Raw genomic sequence first — 14923 nt, 5'->3', positions numbered from 1 at the left:
CCGTCGGCCGTGACGGCTTATGCCGAACATCCTGGCACGAACAAGCGGGCGCGGGTGAGGGCCGACGACTTATTTTTTGCCCGGAAAACCCGCTTGAGCTGCGGAAATCCTAGGACTACCGATGATGGGGCCGCCGAAAGTCGGTCTTGCACACGCGGCGTGAGCAGGTGATTGAGCTGCGTGCCAAGGACGGGCAGGCGGGTGGCCGCGCCGGACCAGGCGCTGTCGTGACCTGCGCCACACCGGCGTGGCGCTGGCAGAATGGCGCCGTGGAACAGACAACCGTGCGTGAAACCGTGTCCAGGCTGTGGGCGAACGACGTCCTGCCGAGTCTGTCCGGGCTGGTGGAGATCCCCGCCCTGTCCCCGGGTTTCGATCCCGAATGGGCCACGACCGGGCACCTGGCGGCGGCGATCGAACACGTCCGGGGCTGGATCGAGGCCAGGCACCTGCCGGGCGCGAAACTCGATGTGATCAGCGTGGCCGACCGCAGCCCGCTGCTGCTGGTGGACGTGCCGGCCAGCCCCGGCGCGGAGGATCGCGGCACGGTGTTGTTGTACGGGCACTTGGACAAGCAGCCGCCGGTCGGTGGCTGGTCCGAGGGACTGGGCCCGTGGACGCCGGTCGTGCGGGACGACAAGCTTTTCGGCCGCGGCTCGGCGGACGACGGGTATGCGGGCTACGCGGCGGTGACGGCGCTGGAAGCGATCCACGCGGCGGGCGGCAAACACGCACGGTCGGTGATCCTGCTCGAAACCGGCGAGGAGTCGGGCAGCCCGGATCTGCCGGTGTACCTGGAGCACCTGTCCGAGCGGCTGGGCGAGGTTTCGTTCGTGATCTGCCTCGACTCGGGCGGCAACGACTACGACCGGCTGTGGCTGACCACGAGCCTGCGCGGCCTGGTGCAGGTGCACGTGACGGCGCGGGTGCTGGAGTCGGCGCAGCATTCCGGGCTCGCCAGCGGTGTGGTGCCCAGTTCCTTCCGGGTGCTGCGGCGGCTGCTGGACCGGCTGGAGGACGCGGAGTCCGGCGAAATCCTGCTCGGTGAGCTGAACGTGACCATCCCGGAGAACCGCGTCGCCGAGGCGCGGGCGACGGTCGAGGTGGCCCCGGGCGCGGTGAAGTCGGCGTTCCCGCTGGTCGAAGGCATGCGGCCGGTGTCGGAGGATGAGCTCGAGCTGACCTTGAACAACAGCTGGCGGCCGACTCTGTCGGTGATCGGCGCGGCGGGCCTGCCGGATCCGGCCGAAGCAGGCAACGTCCTGCGCGACTCGACAACGCTGGCGCTGAGCTTCCGGCTGCCCCCGACAGCCGACTCGGCGGCGGCGCTGAACGCGGTCGAGAAGGCGCTGACCACGGATGTCCCGTTCTCGGCGAAGGTCGAGTTGTCCGGCGTGGAGCATGCGAACGGCTGGAACGCGCCGGACGCCGCGCCGTGGCTGGCGGCGGCGCTGGAGAAGGTGAGCGACGAGGTGTTCGGCGCCCCGTGGCGAAGCGTCGGTCTCGGCGGTTCGATCCCGTTCATGGGCCTGCTGGCGGCGAAGTACCCGTCGGCGCAGTTCCTGGTCACCGGCGCGCTCGGCCCGGACTCGAACGCCCACGTCCCGGACGAATGGCTGCACCTGGCCCAGGCCCGGCGACTGACCGAAGCGGTCGCGCACACGTTGGACGCGCACGCGCGAGGTTGAGTTGGTTTTGTAGGTGCGCGGGTCAGTAGACCTCGCGAAGTGAACCCGGCAGCCCGCCCGACGGCGGCCTTCCACTACATATGACGCGGGCCGGCGCGCCGTGCCGCTTGCGGAGTCACGCGGTGGGCGCGGTGCCCTGGGTGACGGCGCCGACCTCGATGGTGTGGCTGGTCTGGTCGGCGTCGACGGCACCGAGGTCCCACGGGAGCTCGACGGTCGGGTTGATGTAGTCGCCGTGCATGTTGGAGTCGCTCGGCGCGTCGAAGGTGATCGCGTTCGGCGTCTGCTGCGCGGACGACGGTTCGATGCTGGTCCAGTGCAGCGGGATGTACGCCGAGGACCCGTCGGTCAGCGCCACGTCGGGCGAGCCGGCCGGGGCCTGGTCGGCCAGCAGCACGTTGTCCGCGCCGACGAGGTTGGTCGTGAGATCGGCCGGCAGGTAGCAGCGCTCCCCGGGGTTGGCGGTCAGCTGGATCGCGGCGTCGCGGTTGCCCATGCCGGCGCCGCCGTAGACGAGCTTGGCCGTGAACTGGTTGGCGGTGCACTCGGCGACGCTGGACGCCGACGAGGCCGAACCCGCACCGGGCGCCTGCGAGATGGACGCGGTGGCGGCGCCGAGGGTGAACCCGTCGGCCGCGGCGGCCGTGCCTGCCAAAAGCGCCGAGCCACCTGCGGCGATGCCGGTGACAGCGAGGGCGGCGGCGGTACGGCGAAGCGTCTTGCGGATGATCATGGCGTTCCCCTGTCCTGTGTTGGTGATTTACTCACCTCGTTCGCTCTCACCCAGAAAGACGTTCATGATCGGTTCCGGATGCACGCCTGTGGGATCGCCCGCAGCGAAGCAACCCGCGTGAACTCCAGACGTCATAAGGAAGTACGCGCGGCCGAATTGTCCGATGTGGACACCCCAGGCGTCGCCCCGGGCACGGGTTAAGCGGGTGTTACCAGGCCGTTGCCCGATTGGTTGGAACCACGACGTGACCTTGCTGATGGTGCGCCCTGCCCCGTTCGGATGGCAGGATGCGGGCACTCACACGGTATGACCTACTAGGAGTGACCATCGTGGCGCGTGCAACACACTTCAAGGCGCTAGCCCTGCTTCCGGCCGTGGCCTTGGCCGGCCTGACCGTGGCCTGCGGCGCGAGCGGCAACGGCGGCGGATCTGCGCCCAGCAGCAGCGCCGCCGCGAGCCAGGTGCCGGCTCCGGTCAAGGACGACAAGCTCGCCGCGCTGGTGCCGGACGCGGTCAAGGCCGACGGCAAGATCGTGGTCGGACAGGACCAGACCTACCCGCCGAACGAGTTCGTGGACAACGGCACCGTCAGCGGCTTCGACGTGGACCTCGGCAACGCCATCGGCGAGAAGCTCGGCCTGAAGATGGAGTACCAGAACGCCGCCTTCTCGGGCATCCTCGCCGGGCTCAGCTCCGGCTCGTACGAGCTGGCGATGTCCTCGTTCACCATCAACGCCGAGCGCCTGCAGACCGTCGACATGGTCAGCTACTACAGCGCCGGCACCTCGCTCGGCGTGCTGAAGGGCAACCCGGACAACATCACCCTGGACACCCTGTGCGGCAAGAACGTGGCCGTGCAGCAGGGCACCGTGCAGGTCGACGACGTCACCAAGCGTTCCGGCGACTGCACCAAGGCCGGTAAGCCCGCCATCAACGTGCAGCAGTTCCAGGCGCAGACCGACGTGAACCTGCAGCTGACCACCAAGCGCAGCCAGGCCATGCTGGCCGACTCGCCGGTGGTCGACTACGCGGTGAAGCAGACCGACGGCGCCGTCGAGGTGGTCGGCCAGCCGTACGACACCGCCCCCTACGGCATCGCGCTGAAGAAGGACCAGGGCACGTACTCGCAGGCCATCCAGGGTGCGGTGCAGGCGCTGATCGACGACGGCACCTACGCCAAGATCCTCGCCAAGTGGGGCCTGAGCACCGCTGGGGCGATCACCAAGGCGGAAATCAACCCGGCAAGCTGACATGACCGAGACCTCCGAAAGCACGGGCACCGCCGAAGACATCCGTGCGGTGCCCGTGCGGCACTACGGGCGCTGGGTCGCGGGCGTGATCATCGCGATCATCGCCGTGATCGTGATCCGCAGCGTCATCACCAACGCCAACATGCAGTGGAGCGTGGTCGGCGACTACCTGTTCGACGACCGGATCCTGCGCGGACTGCAGAACACCCTGATCCTGACGGTCATCTCGATGGTGATCGGCGTGCTCGGCGGCGTGCTGCTGGCCGTGATGCGGATGTCGCCGAACCCGCTGGCCTCCGGTGCGGCGGGCATCTACATCTGGCTGTTCCGCGGCACCCCGCTGATCACCCAGCTGATCTTCTGGAACTTCCTCGCGCTGTTCTACCCGCGCCTCGGCCTCGGCATCCCGTTCGGGCCGGAGTTCATCGGCTCGGACACGAACACGCTGATCTCGCCGTTCATCGCCTCGCTGCTCGGGCTCGGCCTGAACGAAGCCGCCTACATGGCCGAGATCGTGCGTGGCGGGATCCTGTCGGTCGACTCGGGGCAGCTCGAAGCGGCCGGCGCGCTGGGCATGTCGCGGGCCAAGACGCTGCGGCGGATCATCCTGCCGCAGGCGATGCGGGTGATCATCCCGCCGACCGGCAACGAGACCATCGCGATGCTCAAGACCACGTCGCTGGTGGTCGTCATCGGCTACTTCGAACTGATGACGTCGGCGCAGCAGATCTACGCGCAGAACTACAAGATCGCCCCGCTGCTGATCACCGCCGCGCTGTGGTACCTGTTCATGACCTCGGTGCTGACCGTGATCCAGATGCAGATCGAGAAGTACTTCGCCCGTGGCACTTCACGTGCGGTGGCCGAGCGCGACAGATGGCGCACCCGGCTGTTCGGGTTCACCTTCGGCTCGGGTGGCAAGGGAGGTGGCGCGCAATGACCCCGGTCGTCCAGGCGCAGGGCATCCACAAGCGGTTCGGCAGGCTCGAGGTGCTCAAGGGCATCGACTTCGAGGTCGCACCGCGCGAGGTCGCTTGCCTCATCGGGCCTTCGGGCTCCGGCAAGTCCACGTTGCTGCGCTGCATCAACCACCTGGAGAAGATCAACGCCGGGCGGCTGTACGTGGACGGGCACCTCGTCGGCTATCGCGAGCACGGCGGCAAGCTCTACGAGCTGCGTGAAAGCGAGATCGCCCAGCAGCGCAAGGACATCGGCATGGTGTTCCAGCGGTTCAACCTATTCCCGCACATGACCGCGCTGGAGAACGTGATGGAGGCGCCGGTGCAGGTGCGGCGCGAGAGCAGGTCCGCCGCGCGGGAACGGGCCGGCGCGCTGCTCGAACGGGTCGGCCTGGCGGACAAGGAACGCGCCTACCCCGCGCAGTTGTCCGGCGGGCAGCAGCAACGGGTCGCGATCGCGCGGGCGCTGGCCATGCAGCCGAAGCTGATGCTGTTCGACGAACCGACGTCGGCGCTCGACCCGGAGCTGGTCGGCGACGTGCTGGGCGTGATGCGGCAGCTGGCCAACGACGGCATGACCATGATCGTGGTGACGCACGAGATGCAGTTCGCGCGTGAGGTGGCGGACAAGGTCGTGTTCATGGACGAGGGCGTCGTGGTGGAGGAGGGCTCGCCGGATCAGGTCATCTCGGCGCCGAAGCACGAGCGGACCCGCGGTTTCCTGTCGCGCGTGCTCAACCCGAACGCCTGATGTCATAGGTGGACGGCGCGACGCGGATCAGCTTGCCGGTGGCGTTGAGAGCGTTGCGCAGTCCCTCGCGGGTGATCGGTTTTTCCAGCCTGGCCCGGATTTCGTCCAGATGGAGGGCGCGCCCGGCGGTCTGGATCAGGCGGATCGCGTTGTCGGTGCTCGATCCGGCCGGCACGGCGTGTGGCTCGATGTTCCAGGCGGCGAGCGCGAAAGTGCTCGGTGCGACGCGGATGAACCGGTCGTCGGCGTTGAGCCGGTTGTACAACGGGCCGCGGCTGTAGCGGCGCTCCAGTCCGCCCAGTATTTCGTCGAGGTGCAGTGGTTTACCGGTGCGGGTCAGCAGTTCGGCGGTGGAGTCGGTGGCGGTCGGGCCGCGGATCGTCCGCCTGCCAGGCGAAATCCGCTCGTACGCGCGATGCAGGGCGCGGCGGGGCTGGTGCAGCTCGGCGGGCGACGCACGGTAGCCGCTGAACCACAGCCAGGACACCAGTTCCTCGTCGCTCATCGAAAAGCCTTGCGCTGCCATGGCTTCCGCAGGTGAGGCGATGCCGTGGGAAAGCGCGGCCACGGATTCCCGGGTGGTGGCGATGGCCGTGCTCAGATCCGGGACCGCGGCCCAGCCCTGCGCGACCTCGAACACCCCGCCGAAGCGGGCCAGCACCCGCCAGGCCGCTACGTTCGGGGAGATCACCGGGTAGTCGAGGTTCGGGTTCCGCGCCAGCAGCCTGCTCAACGACATGGCCGGCGCGATCTCCTCGCGCAGCTGTGCACACCACCGGCCGAGCGGCCCGCCGGCGGACACGGCCCGGCGCACCGCGGCCTCGAACTCGGCCTCGATTTCGTGCCGTTCCTCGGGCGCCGGCGGCAGATATTGCCCGGACCAACGGTAAGCGTTCTCCTCATCGGCCCACAGCCGGCGACGCAGAGTGGTCAGCTCCCCGTAGGTCACCGCATCGGTGACTACTCTCAGTTCGGCGAGCGCCTCCACAATCCGACGATAGCTCCGTTCTCCCGCGGGTTCAGCGGAACGGCACTTCCGGAGTAACCGTCCGACTAAAGTCGGTAATGCGTCGGATACGAGGAGTGCATTCATGGCGAACGGGCAGACGGGATCACTTGATCGGGAGCTGCCGCCGCTGGACCCGTTCGCCGGGGTGCCCGACGCCCGTTATCACATTTCCGCGGCCGAAATCCTCAAACCGCTGCTGGAGCCGGGCAACGGCGGGCTGCTGCGCCGGTGGAAACAGACCAGCAACGCGCCGATCGTGCCGGTGGAAAACGTCTACATCACCGGCAGGCTGGATCTGCGCGGCGCGGATCTCGACTGCCTGTTCCGGTTCGAGAACTGCCGGTTCGAGAACCCGCCGGACGTGCGCGAAGCGAAATTGCTGGGCCTGGTGTTCCGGCGCTGCTGGCTGCCCGGGCTCAAGGCACGGAACCTGCGCAGCCGCAACGATGTGCGGTTGATCCGGAGTGTTGTGCAGCCGTTCCCCGGCGGTACCGACGACGGCGAAACGGCGGTGCAGCGCGGTTCCACGCGCGAGCGCGGCGTGCCGGATGCGGCGATCAACCTGACGGACGCGGTGATCGAGGGTTCGCTGGTGCTCACCCGCACGCAGATCGCGTCCGCGCATGGGCGGGCGTTGCAGGCGGACAGGTTGAAGATCAGCGGCGCGTTGCTGGCGTACCGGTTGCGCGCCGATGGCCAGGTCCGGCTGCCTGGCATGTGGACCGGCGGTAACGTCAACTTCTCCGGGGCCACGCTGCGTAATCCGACCGGGTTCGCCCTCGACGGCAACGGGGTGCACATCGGCGGCAGCCTGTTGTGCGAGGTGGACAACTACGGCGCGGCCGAGAAGAAGCAGCCGTTCGTCGCGCGTGGTGTGCTGCATCTGCCCAGTGCCAGGGTGGACGGGGACATCGTGTTCCGCGGCGCGGATCTGGCCTGCCCGCAGCGTGGCCACATTCCCGCGGAGGCATGGGATTCCAGCGACCCGTACGTCGACCCATGGCCGGCGCTGGTGGCCGACCGGCTACGCGTGGACGGCAACGTGGAGCTGTCCGACGGGCTCGCCGCGGTGGGCACGCTGCGGATGATCAACACCCGGATCGGTGGCACGCTGCGGCTCGCGCAGGCGCGGGTGAAGGTGACGAAGGGCAAGGTCGAGCCGTTCTACGACCGCGCCGTGCATCTGGACGGCAGCGAGATCAGCGGCGATCTGGAGGCGACCGGACTGCGCGTGCCCTCCGGTCAGCTGCGGATGGCGGACGTCAGCATCGGCGGGAACATGCTCGCCGCGAGGGTCGAGCTCAAGCACGCGGAGCGGGACGTCTTGTCCGCGCGGCGCATCAAGGTCGTCGGGAACGTGCAGCTCACCGAGGCGAACATCGAGGGCACGGTGCGGCTGCAGGGCGCGGAGGTCGGCGGCAGCATCGATCTCTACGGCACCGACGTCAGCAGGCCGACAGTGCGCACGCAGACGAGTTACTCGGTGGATCTGCGCACCGTCCGGGTCGGCCGCAACATCAGTCTGACCCCGTCCGGTGACCGGATGTTCCGCGCGACGGGCGGGGTCAACATGGACGGTGCCACCGCCGTGCGCCGCGTCGATCTCTCCGGCTCGCTGCTCGGGTCGCTGGCGCAGCACGGGATCGCGCTCGATGCCAGCGACCTGTCGGCCGACGAGCTGCTGCTCACCCCGGGGCGCCCGCCCGAAGGCCGGATCCTGTTGCGGCACGCTCATTGCCGGACACTCGACGACAACGACGCATTCTGGGACACCCCGCGCGGGATCGAGCTCGAAGACTTCCGGTACGACGTGCTCCGGCGCCCGATCGGGATGAAGAACGACGAAGCCGTGAACGTGCGGATCAAGCAGCTGCGCGAAGCGATGGCCGGCTACCGGCCGGGCCCGTACGACCAGCTCGCGGCGATGCTGCGCAGCGCGGGCAACGAGGAACATGCGGACACAGTGCTGTTCCGCAAACAGCAATATCGCTACGAAGCGCTCGCACAAGGCTACAAAATCTTCGGGCCGGGCGTGCGGCTGTGGAGCTGGCTGCAGCGCTGGATGGTCGGCTACGGCTACCGGCCGGCGCGTGCGCTCGGCTGGCTCGTCGGACTGCTGGTGGTGGGCAGCCTGTACTTCGGGATGGGCACGGACTCGTGCGTGCACGACGTGCGCGTGGGGGCGAACGCGCTGCTGGCCGTGGGTCCCCGGTGCGTGGTCAACTCCCAGGACAGCGGGATGCAGTGGAACCCGGTGCTGTACACGGCGGATCTGCTGGTACCGATCGTCGACTTCGGCAACAAGGGCCGCTGGTACATGCATGACGTGGACAAATGGGTCAGTGACGGGTTCATCGCGATGGGCTGGATCTTCGCGACGACGGTGGCCGCCGGCGCGGGACGGATGATCCGCCGGGAGAAATGAGTTGACGGAGTGAGCGCTCACTCCGCAAACTGGGGTGCATGACCGAACCTCAGACCAAAAGGCGTGCGCGCGCCATGAGCCCGGAGGACCGCCGGCAGATGCTCGTGCGCGCCGTGCTCCCGCTCGTCGTCGAGCACGGTGCGGCGGTCACCACGGCGCAGATCGCGCGCGCGGCCGGCATCGGCGAGGGCACCATCTTCCGCGCGTTCAAGGACAAGGACGAACTTGTCGATGCCTGCCTCGTGGAGGCGTTGCGCCCGGACGGCGCGCTGGAGCTGATCGCCGAAATCCCGTTGGACCAACCGCTCGCCGGCCGCCTGACCGAAGCGGCCGAAGCGCTCTCGGCGCATCTGGAGCGGATGGGCGCGGTCGCATCGGCGATACACGCGTCGGGGCGCCGCCGGGAACGCAAGCACGGCAAGGGAAACCGGGCCGAATCGTTCGCGGCGATGCGAGAGGCGATCGCGGAGCTGTTCGAGCCGGACGCGGCCACCCTGCGGCTGCCGGCGGACAAGCTGAGCGGGCTCTTTCTGTCCCTGCTGTTCAGCCGGGTGCGGAATCAGGAAAACCCGACGACGGCGGCGGAACTGGTGGACGTGTTCCTGCACGGGGCGGTGGCGGGGAGTTGATGCACGGTGGTGGCGCGCCTCCGATCGGCGTGCGCAAAAGACTGAAAGCGGCGGCCAGTTCGGTGCCGGACAGCGGGCTGACCGGCCCGATCGAGATCCCGGACCCGGAGCGGGACGACGAGGCGAAGGACCTGCGGGCCCGCTGGCACCGGTTGCGCACCAACGTCGGCGGCACGGTGCGCGGGCTGCCCAAGGTGGCGAGGCTGACGTGGCAGGCGAGCCCGGCGATGACCGTCGTGATCGCACTGTCCACTTTGGTCAGCGGTCTGCTGCCGACCGTGACGGCGTACGTCGCGAAGCTGTTGCTGGACGCGGTGGTCCAGGCCGTGCAGGGGCACGGGTCCACCGGCCGGATCGTCGAGATCACGGCGTTCCAGCTCGGTATCTTCACGTTCACCGCGGTCAGCACGGCGCTGACGAACGTGGCGCAGCAGCTGTTGCAGGAACGGATGACGCTGACCATCCGGCATCAGGTGATGGACCACGCGGCGAAGCTGGACCTGGCCTTCTTCGAGGGTTCGGAGTCCTACGACCTGCTTCGCCAGGCGTCGCAGGAGGCGCCGGCGCGGCCGGTCTCGATGATGACCTCGGCGCTCGGCCTGGCGCGCACCGGCGTGACGTTCGCGAGCATGGTCGCGCTGCTGGTTTCGGTGAGCCCGCTGCTGGCCGTCGTCGCGCTGCTGGCGCCCGTGCCGGCGTTCATCTCGCAGTCGAAGTACGGCTCGCGCGCCTTCATGCTGGCGCTGTACATCTCGCCGATCCGGCGCCGGATGGACTACCTGTCCTCGCTGGTCACCACGGACACCTACGCCAAGGAGACGAAGCTCTTCGGGCTGGGCCCGTACCTGGTGGACCGGTTCCGGCGGCTCGGGCAGACGTACTACGCGCGCGAGCGGAAGCTCACCACGAAGCGGAATCTCGTCGGCACGTCGTGGAGCCTACTGTCCACAGTGGCCGGTTCGGGGATCGCGTTGTACATCGCGCTGGAAGCGGTGCGGGGCACGCTGACCATCGGTGACCTCGCGTTGTACACCGCCGCGGCCACCGCGGTGCAGACTTCGATCCAGGGCCTGTTCACCGGGTTCACCGGCATGTACGAGAACAATCTTTATCTCGACACGCTGTACCAGTTCCTCGGCACCGCACCGGCGATCGTCGCGCCCGCCGCGCCGCGGCCGATGCCGGCCGAGGTGCGCGGTCATGTCCGGTTCGAGAATGTCTCGTTCAGCTACCCCGGTTCCGACGAGCCCGCGCTGGACGGCGTCACCTTCGAGATCCGGCCGGGCGAAACGGTGGCCGTGGTCGGCCGCAACGGTGCCGGGAAGTCGACGCTGATCAAGCTGCTGTGCCGGCTGTACGATCCGACCGCGGGCCGGATCCTGTTGGACGGCAACGACATCCGCGAGTTCGACCCGGACGAGCTGCGCGGCCGGATCAGCGCGATGTTCCAGGATTACGTGACGTACCAAGGGACCGCGGCGGAGAACATCGGCCTCGGCCAGCTCAGCGGCATCGACGACCGGGCACGGATCGTCGACTCGGCGAACCGGGCGGGCGCCGCCGAGCGGATCGAGCGGCTACCCAAGGGTTACGACAGCCCGCTCGGCCGGTGGTTCGACCAGGGCGTGAGCCTGTCGGGCGGGGAATGGCAGAAGGTGGCGCTGGCGCGGGCCTTCATGCGGGACGCGCCGCTGCTGATCCTCGACGAGCCGACGTCGGCGCTGGACGCGCAGGCCGAGCACGACCTGTTCGCCCGGCTGCGCGCGCTCGCGGCCGGCCGCACCACGCTGTACATCTCGCACCGCTTCTCCACCGTGCGGCAGGCGGAAAAAATCCTGTTCCTCGACCACGGAAAGCTCGCCGAACACGGCACGCACGACGAACTGATGGCACTGGGCGGGTTCTACGCCGACCTGTTCACCCTGCAGGCGGCCGCATATCTGGACGACGACAAGGAGGTGGCGAGCTAGCCTTCCCGCACACGGCGACGTCGCCAGCAGGCCCAGATAAGGAAAACCCGGCTCCGCGAGGGAACCGGGTGGGTAGCATCAAGTTAGCGGCGCACATGGAATCAGTCAACCTGGACACCGGCCGCGCGGCACCATCAGCCGGTCACCATCCAGCTGGGCTGGTGAACGTTCCCGCCGGATTCGGCATCTGATGGGCAGTAAAGTCCTCCGGGTGGAGTTGCCGCCAGAAGTGGCGGCCCACGCCATCCGCCGACTCCCCCTGAAGCGCACCTGCCATGAACCCCGGCGACGGGTTCACCAATCCGACCGGTATGCAATTGCGAGCAACCTTCAACGGCAAGCCAAGATCTGAGTCGTTGGAGATCACCACGGCCGCGTCGACATTACCGCCGAGCACGTCGACCAAGAGGTGAGTTGCGACATTGACGTCACTGCCCTTCTCCTCCCGGACCAATCCCGTCGCCAGCACAATCTGGCCGCCATTGCCATCAGAAGCGATGCTCAGGGGAAGCCCGGCCGGTAGCTGCAAGGGCGGCCGGACAAGCTGCGGACGACCCTTTCTTGATGGAATGGCCAGCGGAACCTGTTTGGCGCGGGCGACGTAGTGCCCATACTCAATCTGATCCACCGCACCAACGGCCATCAACGCCTTCAGGTAGATGTCCTGATCGATATACGCTGATGGTGCGTCCGCCGCGTCGATCCGCGCGGTGCAGTAGATCACGCGATCCACGAACGCTCCGTGCCAATTTGCTCGCTCTGCGACGAGGCTGGTTGCCAACGCACGAGGGGAGAGCCACTTCCAGCCTGGTACTCCTCGCCCGAACCAGCGACGCCCCGAGTAGTAGAGGTTGAAACCGTCTACGTACAACCTGACCTTCATCTAGCCGGCCCCCTCGCGGTACTCAGGGTCTGGGTCCTGCGCAGCCGAGTGCGAAGGCTCGTCGAAGGCGAGACTCCTGACAAACGAGGCAATGCGCTCTGCGTCACCTTTCGTCAAATGGACGGGCAACTCGATTTCGATGATCAGCTCAGGTCGGAGCGGCAGGTGGTGCTTCACCAATCTGCTGGACGTAGTTGCTGGAGTTGCGAACGAGACGGCATCGACAGGCTCTGGGGTGGCCGTACGTACCGAGCTTTGGGCATGTGTTCTCGGAGTGGCGGACGTCGATCGACGGGTCTTGACAACGGTCTTCCAGCCCGGGTCCTTGTCCAACCACGCAAGATACATCGACACTGCCTGCCGGAAGCGTGTCTTGTACGTTGACATGCTCCCGCTCGTGTATTTCGTCCGGAACCGGTTCTCGAACCGGTCCAGGACGTCTTCAACATCCAAGGAGCGCACGTCCACAGCGTCCGGCTCGTCCTCCACCTGGAGGATCTGGCCTACAGCACCCTTGAGTGCGTTAGCGGTCGTTGGGTTTATCTCCGCTCTACCGCCCGCCCAGTCCAAGAACTCACGAAGACCTGCGCTCGTCGCCGTCTGCAAATCGGCCATATCACTACCGCCCGTCTAACAGATTGATTAGACGATACAGGACGCAAACACTGGCCGTCAATCCATCTAGATAATCCCGAAGATCCTTCTAGGCGATCTAGATGTGGCGCACCCCGAGCCCCACCGGGCAGGAAACGCCCGTGCCGCCGAGGCCGCAGTAGCCGTCGGGGACCTTGTGCAGGTACTGCTGGTGGTAGTCCTCGGCGTAGTAGAACGCGCCGAGCGGGGCGATCTCCGTGGTTGTCATGCGGTAGCCCGCGCCCTGCAGGGCAACCTCGAAAACGGCACGCGAGGCTTCGGCCTCGGTGTGCTGGGTTTCGTCGGTGTAGTAGATGGCCGAGCGGTACTGGGTGCCCACGTCGTTACCCTGGCGCATGCCCTGCGTCGGGTCATGGCCCTCCCAGAACACCTTCAGCAGCGCCCCGTAGGAAACCCGCGCCGGGTCGTACACGACGAGCACCACCTCGGCGTGCCCGGTCAACCCGCTGCACACCTCTTCATACGTCGGGTTGGGCGTGTGGCCGCCGGCGTAGCCGACCGCCGTGGAGTACACGCCATCGGTGCGCCAGAAGAGCCGTTCCGCGCCCCAGAAACAGCCCATCCCGAAAACCGCCGTGCGCAGGCCCTCCGGGAACGGGGGTTTGATGCGGCGATCCTCGTGCACGTCGTGCCATTCGGAGGTGGCCGGCCCCTCCGCTCGCCCGGGGAGCGCCTCGTCGGCAGTCACGCGACGCGTCTTGTCCATGCCGAACCACGCCATGTTTCCAACTGTACGACGTCCCAGACGGCCAGTGATCGGACTAAGTTCACCCCATAGCGCTACCGTTACGGGCTGGGCCGGCGTTGTTCCAGGTCGTGCGCCCGAAACACACCCGAGGAGCCCCGGATGAGTTGGCAGGACGAGCTGCGCCGTCTGGACACCGAGCTGGCCAGCGGCAAGATCACCCTGCACCAGCACCGCAAACAGCGGGACGAGCTGCTCGCCGCCGCATCCGGCAGCGGCACGGCCTCGCCGGTCGCGGCGCCGCTGGGCCAGTCGCAGTGGCAGACGGTCGGGCCCGCGCAGCAATGGCAGGCCCCGGCTCCGGAACAGCAGTGGGAGCCGCCCGCCCCGGAGCCACAGCCGGAGCCGGCCATGAGCCCGTCCGAGTCGCTGCTGCACACCGACCGTCCGACCAGCGCGCCCAGTCCGGCCGACTACCGGCCGACGGACTCCATGCCGTACCCGCCGATCCACGAGGCGCCAACGGTGATCACGCCCGTGGTGCGGACCGGTCCGCTGCCGGGCCTGACCCCGCCGCCCGTACAACCGCCGGCCGTGCCGAGCCTGCCGACCAGGCCGATGCGCCCCGCCCGCCGCAGGTACACCTGGCTGTTCGTCACCCTCGGCGTTCTCGTGGTCCTGGCGATGATCCTCGGCGCCACCTACTTTCTCGGCGCGCGCGGCGACAACACCGCGGCCCAGCCCAGCTCCAGCCCGACCGTCGCGCCGCAGGACGCGGCCGGTGCCGCCGAAGCCCGGCTCCCGACGCTGCCCGGCGCCGCCAACCCCAACAACTCGACGATGTCGCTCGACAAGGCCGTGCAGCTGCAGCTGGTTTCGCAGAACGATGCCGCCCTGATGAAGGCCGGCGGCGCGGACGAACTGGTCTACCGCGCTTCGTCGGATCCGGCGGGCAGCCCGAACGGCAACATGGTGCTGGCGGTACCCGCGAGGTCGGCGGCCGAGGCCGCGAAACTGGTCGCCACCCTGCGCAAGAACCTCACCGGCAACGGGTTCGTCCCCGAGCCGCTCGGCCCGACGGAGGCCGAGGTCGCCTACACCGGAAGCAACGCGACCGGCCGGGTCAGTGCGCTCTGGTACACGTCGGGATCACTCGCCATCGGCATCGGCGTGTCCCAGCCTTCGAGCAGCGATCCGGCGCAGTTGCGCACCCGGCTGGAGCAGATCCGCACCCAGGTCACCGGGGCGCTTCCGGTGGGATGAAACGCCTGCTACGGACGGGTAGAT

At 68.0% G+C, this 14923-nt stretch carries 13 protein-coding genes; 8 read left to right on the top strand and 5 right to left on the bottom strand.

What is annotated here, in order from left to right; translation table 11 throughout:
• Positions 1-269: 269 nt before the first annotated feature.
• Complete coding sequence (locus tag VHD82_RS30045; protein ID WP_325711630.1) at positions 270-1688, top strand: M20/M25/M40 family metallo-hydrolase; 1419 nt, start codon at positions 270-272, stop codon at positions 1686-1688.
• Positions 1689-1803: 115 nt separating this feature from the next.
• Here VHD82_RS30045 and VHD82_RS30040 read toward each other — a convergent pair whose 3' ends face one another.
• A complete protein-coding gene (locus VHD82_RS30040; protein WP_325711627.1) occupies positions 1804-2421 on the bottom strand; it encodes a DUF4232 domain-containing protein in 618 nt (205 codons plus the stop codon).
• Between the two features lie 329 nt (positions 2422-2750).
• Here VHD82_RS30040 and VHD82_RS30035 point away from each other — a divergent pair, with 329 nt between their 5' ends.
• Genes VHD82_RS30035 through VHD82_RS30025 form a run of 3 tightly spaced genes read left to right on the top strand, consistent with a single transcriptional unit; the run spans position 2751 to position 5381 of the window.
• Entirely contained in the window at positions 2751-3671 is a 921-nt protein-coding gene (locus tag VHD82_RS30035) for an ABC transporter substrate-binding protein (RefSeq protein WP_325711624.1), read from the top strand.
• A 1-nt stretch (position 3672) separates the two neighbouring features.
• Complete coding sequence (locus tag VHD82_RS30030) at positions 3673-4611, top strand: amino acid ABC transporter permease (protein WP_325711621.1); 939 nt, start codon at positions 3673-3675, stop codon at positions 4609-4611.
• A complete protein-coding gene (locus VHD82_RS30025; RefSeq protein ID WP_325711618.1) occupies positions 4608-5381 on the top strand; it encodes an amino acid ABC transporter ATP-binding protein in 774 nt (257 codons plus the stop codon). The genes VHD82_RS30030 and VHD82_RS30025 overlap by 4 nt, the downstream gene beginning before the upstream one ends.
• On the opposite strand, the gene VHD82_RS30020 is transcribed toward VHD82_RS30025, so the two are convergent.
• Complete coding sequence (locus VHD82_RS30020) at positions 5365-6369, bottom strand: hypothetical protein (RefSeq protein WP_325711615.1); 1005 nt, start codon at positions 6367-6369, stop codon at positions 5365-5367. The two genes, VHD82_RS30025 and VHD82_RS30020, sit on opposite strands and share 17 nt — an antisense overlap.
• A gap of 103 nt (positions 6370-6472) precedes the next feature.
• Between VHD82_RS30020 and VHD82_RS30015 the strand changes: the two genes are divergently transcribed.
• From VHD82_RS30015 to VHD82_RS30005, 3 genes are all read left to right on the top strand, one after another.
• Positions 6473-8815, top strand: coding sequence for an oxidoreductase (locus VHD82_RS30015; RefSeq protein ID WP_325711612.1), 2343 nt, complete (start codon positions 6473-6475; stop codon positions 8813-8815).
• Between the two features lie 74 nt (positions 8816-8889).
• The gene (locus VHD82_RS30010; protein ID WP_325711906.1) at positions 8890-9444 is read left to right on the top strand and encodes a helix-turn-helix domain-containing protein; all 555 of its coding nucleotides are present in this window, start codon (positions 8890-8892) and stop codon (positions 9442-9444) included.
• A complete protein-coding gene (locus VHD82_RS30005) occupies positions 9444-11414 on the top strand; it encodes an ABC transporter ATP-binding protein (protein WP_325711609.1) in 1971 nt (656 codons plus the stop codon). Before VHD82_RS30010 ends, VHD82_RS30005 begins: the two co-directional genes overlap by 1 nt.
• Positions 11415-11556: 142 nt before the next feature.
• Here VHD82_RS30005 and VHD82_RS30000 read toward each other — a convergent pair whose 3' ends face one another.
• From VHD82_RS30000 to msrA, 3 genes are all read right to left on the bottom strand, one after another.
• Positions 11557-12147, bottom strand: coding sequence for an NYN domain-containing protein (locus VHD82_RS30000; RefSeq protein ID WP_325711606.1), 591 nt, complete (start codon positions 12145-12147; stop codon positions 11557-11559).
• 150 nt (positions 12148-12297) lie between these two features.
• A complete protein-coding gene (locus VHD82_RS29995; protein WP_325711601.1) occupies positions 12298-12912 on the bottom strand; it encodes a hypothetical protein in 615 nt (204 codons plus the stop codon).
• Positions 12913-13009: 97 nt separating this feature from the next.
• Positions 13010-13672 carry a peptide-methionine (S)-S-oxide reductase MsrA gene (gene msrA / locus VHD82_RS29990; RefSeq protein ID WP_325711598.1) on the bottom strand — a complete coding sequence of 221 codons (663 nt, stop codon included), beginning with the start codon at positions 13670-13672 and terminating at the stop codon, positions 13010-13012.
• Between the two features lie 126 nt (positions 13673-13798).
• On the opposite strand from msrA, the gene VHD82_RS29985 reads away from it, so the two are divergent.
• Positions 13799-14899 (top strand): hypothetical protein, encoded by a 1101-nt coding sequence (locus VHD82_RS29985; RefSeq protein WP_325711596.1) that lies wholly within the window; start codon positions 13799-13801, stop codon positions 14897-14899.
• The last annotated feature ends 24 nt before the right edge of the window (positions 14900-14923 follow it).

Origin of the sequence: Amycolatopsis sp. (assembly GCF_035546795.1) — a bacterium.
Classification (GTDB): domain Bacteria; phylum Actinomycetota; class Actinomycetes; order Mycobacteriales; family Pseudonocardiaceae; genus Amycolatopsis_E.
This window is presented reverse-complemented; position numbering and strand designations above follow the sequence as displayed.

What these genes read in the sequence shown, in the direction of transcription:
- VHD82_RS30040 (WP_325711627.1), bottom strand. Translation starts at nt 2,421, where the DNA reads ATGATCATCCGCAAGACGCTTCGCCGTACCGCCGCCGCCCTCGCTGTC.
- VHD82_RS30005 (WP_325711609.1), top strand. Translation starts at nt 9,444, where the DNA reads ATGCACGGTGGTGGCGCGCCTCCGATCGGCGTGCGCAAAAGACTGAAA.
- VHD82_RS30015 (WP_325711612.1), top strand. Translation starts at nt 6,473, where the DNA reads ATGGCGAACGGGCAGACGGGATCACTTGATCGGGAGCTGCCGCCGCTG.
- VHD82_RS29995 (WP_325711601.1), bottom strand. Translation starts at nt 12,912, where the DNA reads ATGGCCGATTTGCAGACGGCGACGAGCGCAGGTCTTCGTGAGTTCTTG.
- VHD82_RS30010 (WP_325711906.1), top strand. Translation starts at nt 8,890, where the DNA reads ATGAGCCCGGAGGACCGCCGGCAGATGCTCGTGCGCGCCGTGCTCCCG.
- VHD82_RS29985 (WP_325711596.1), top strand. Translation starts at nt 13,799, where the DNA reads ATGAGTTGGCAGGACGAGCTGCGCCGTCTGGACACCGAGCTGGCCAGC.
- VHD82_RS30030 (WP_325711621.1), top strand. Translation starts at nt 3,673, where the DNA reads ATGACCGAGACCTCCGAAAGCACGGGCACCGCCGAAGACATCCGTGCG.
- VHD82_RS30025 (WP_325711618.1), top strand. Translation starts at nt 4,608, where the DNA reads ATGACCCCGGTCGTCCAGGCGCAGGGCATCCACAAGCGGTTCGGCAGG.
- msrA (WP_325711598.1), bottom strand. Translation starts at nt 13,672, where the DNA reads ATGGCGTGGTTCGGCATGGACAAGACGCGTCGCGTGACTGCCGACGAG.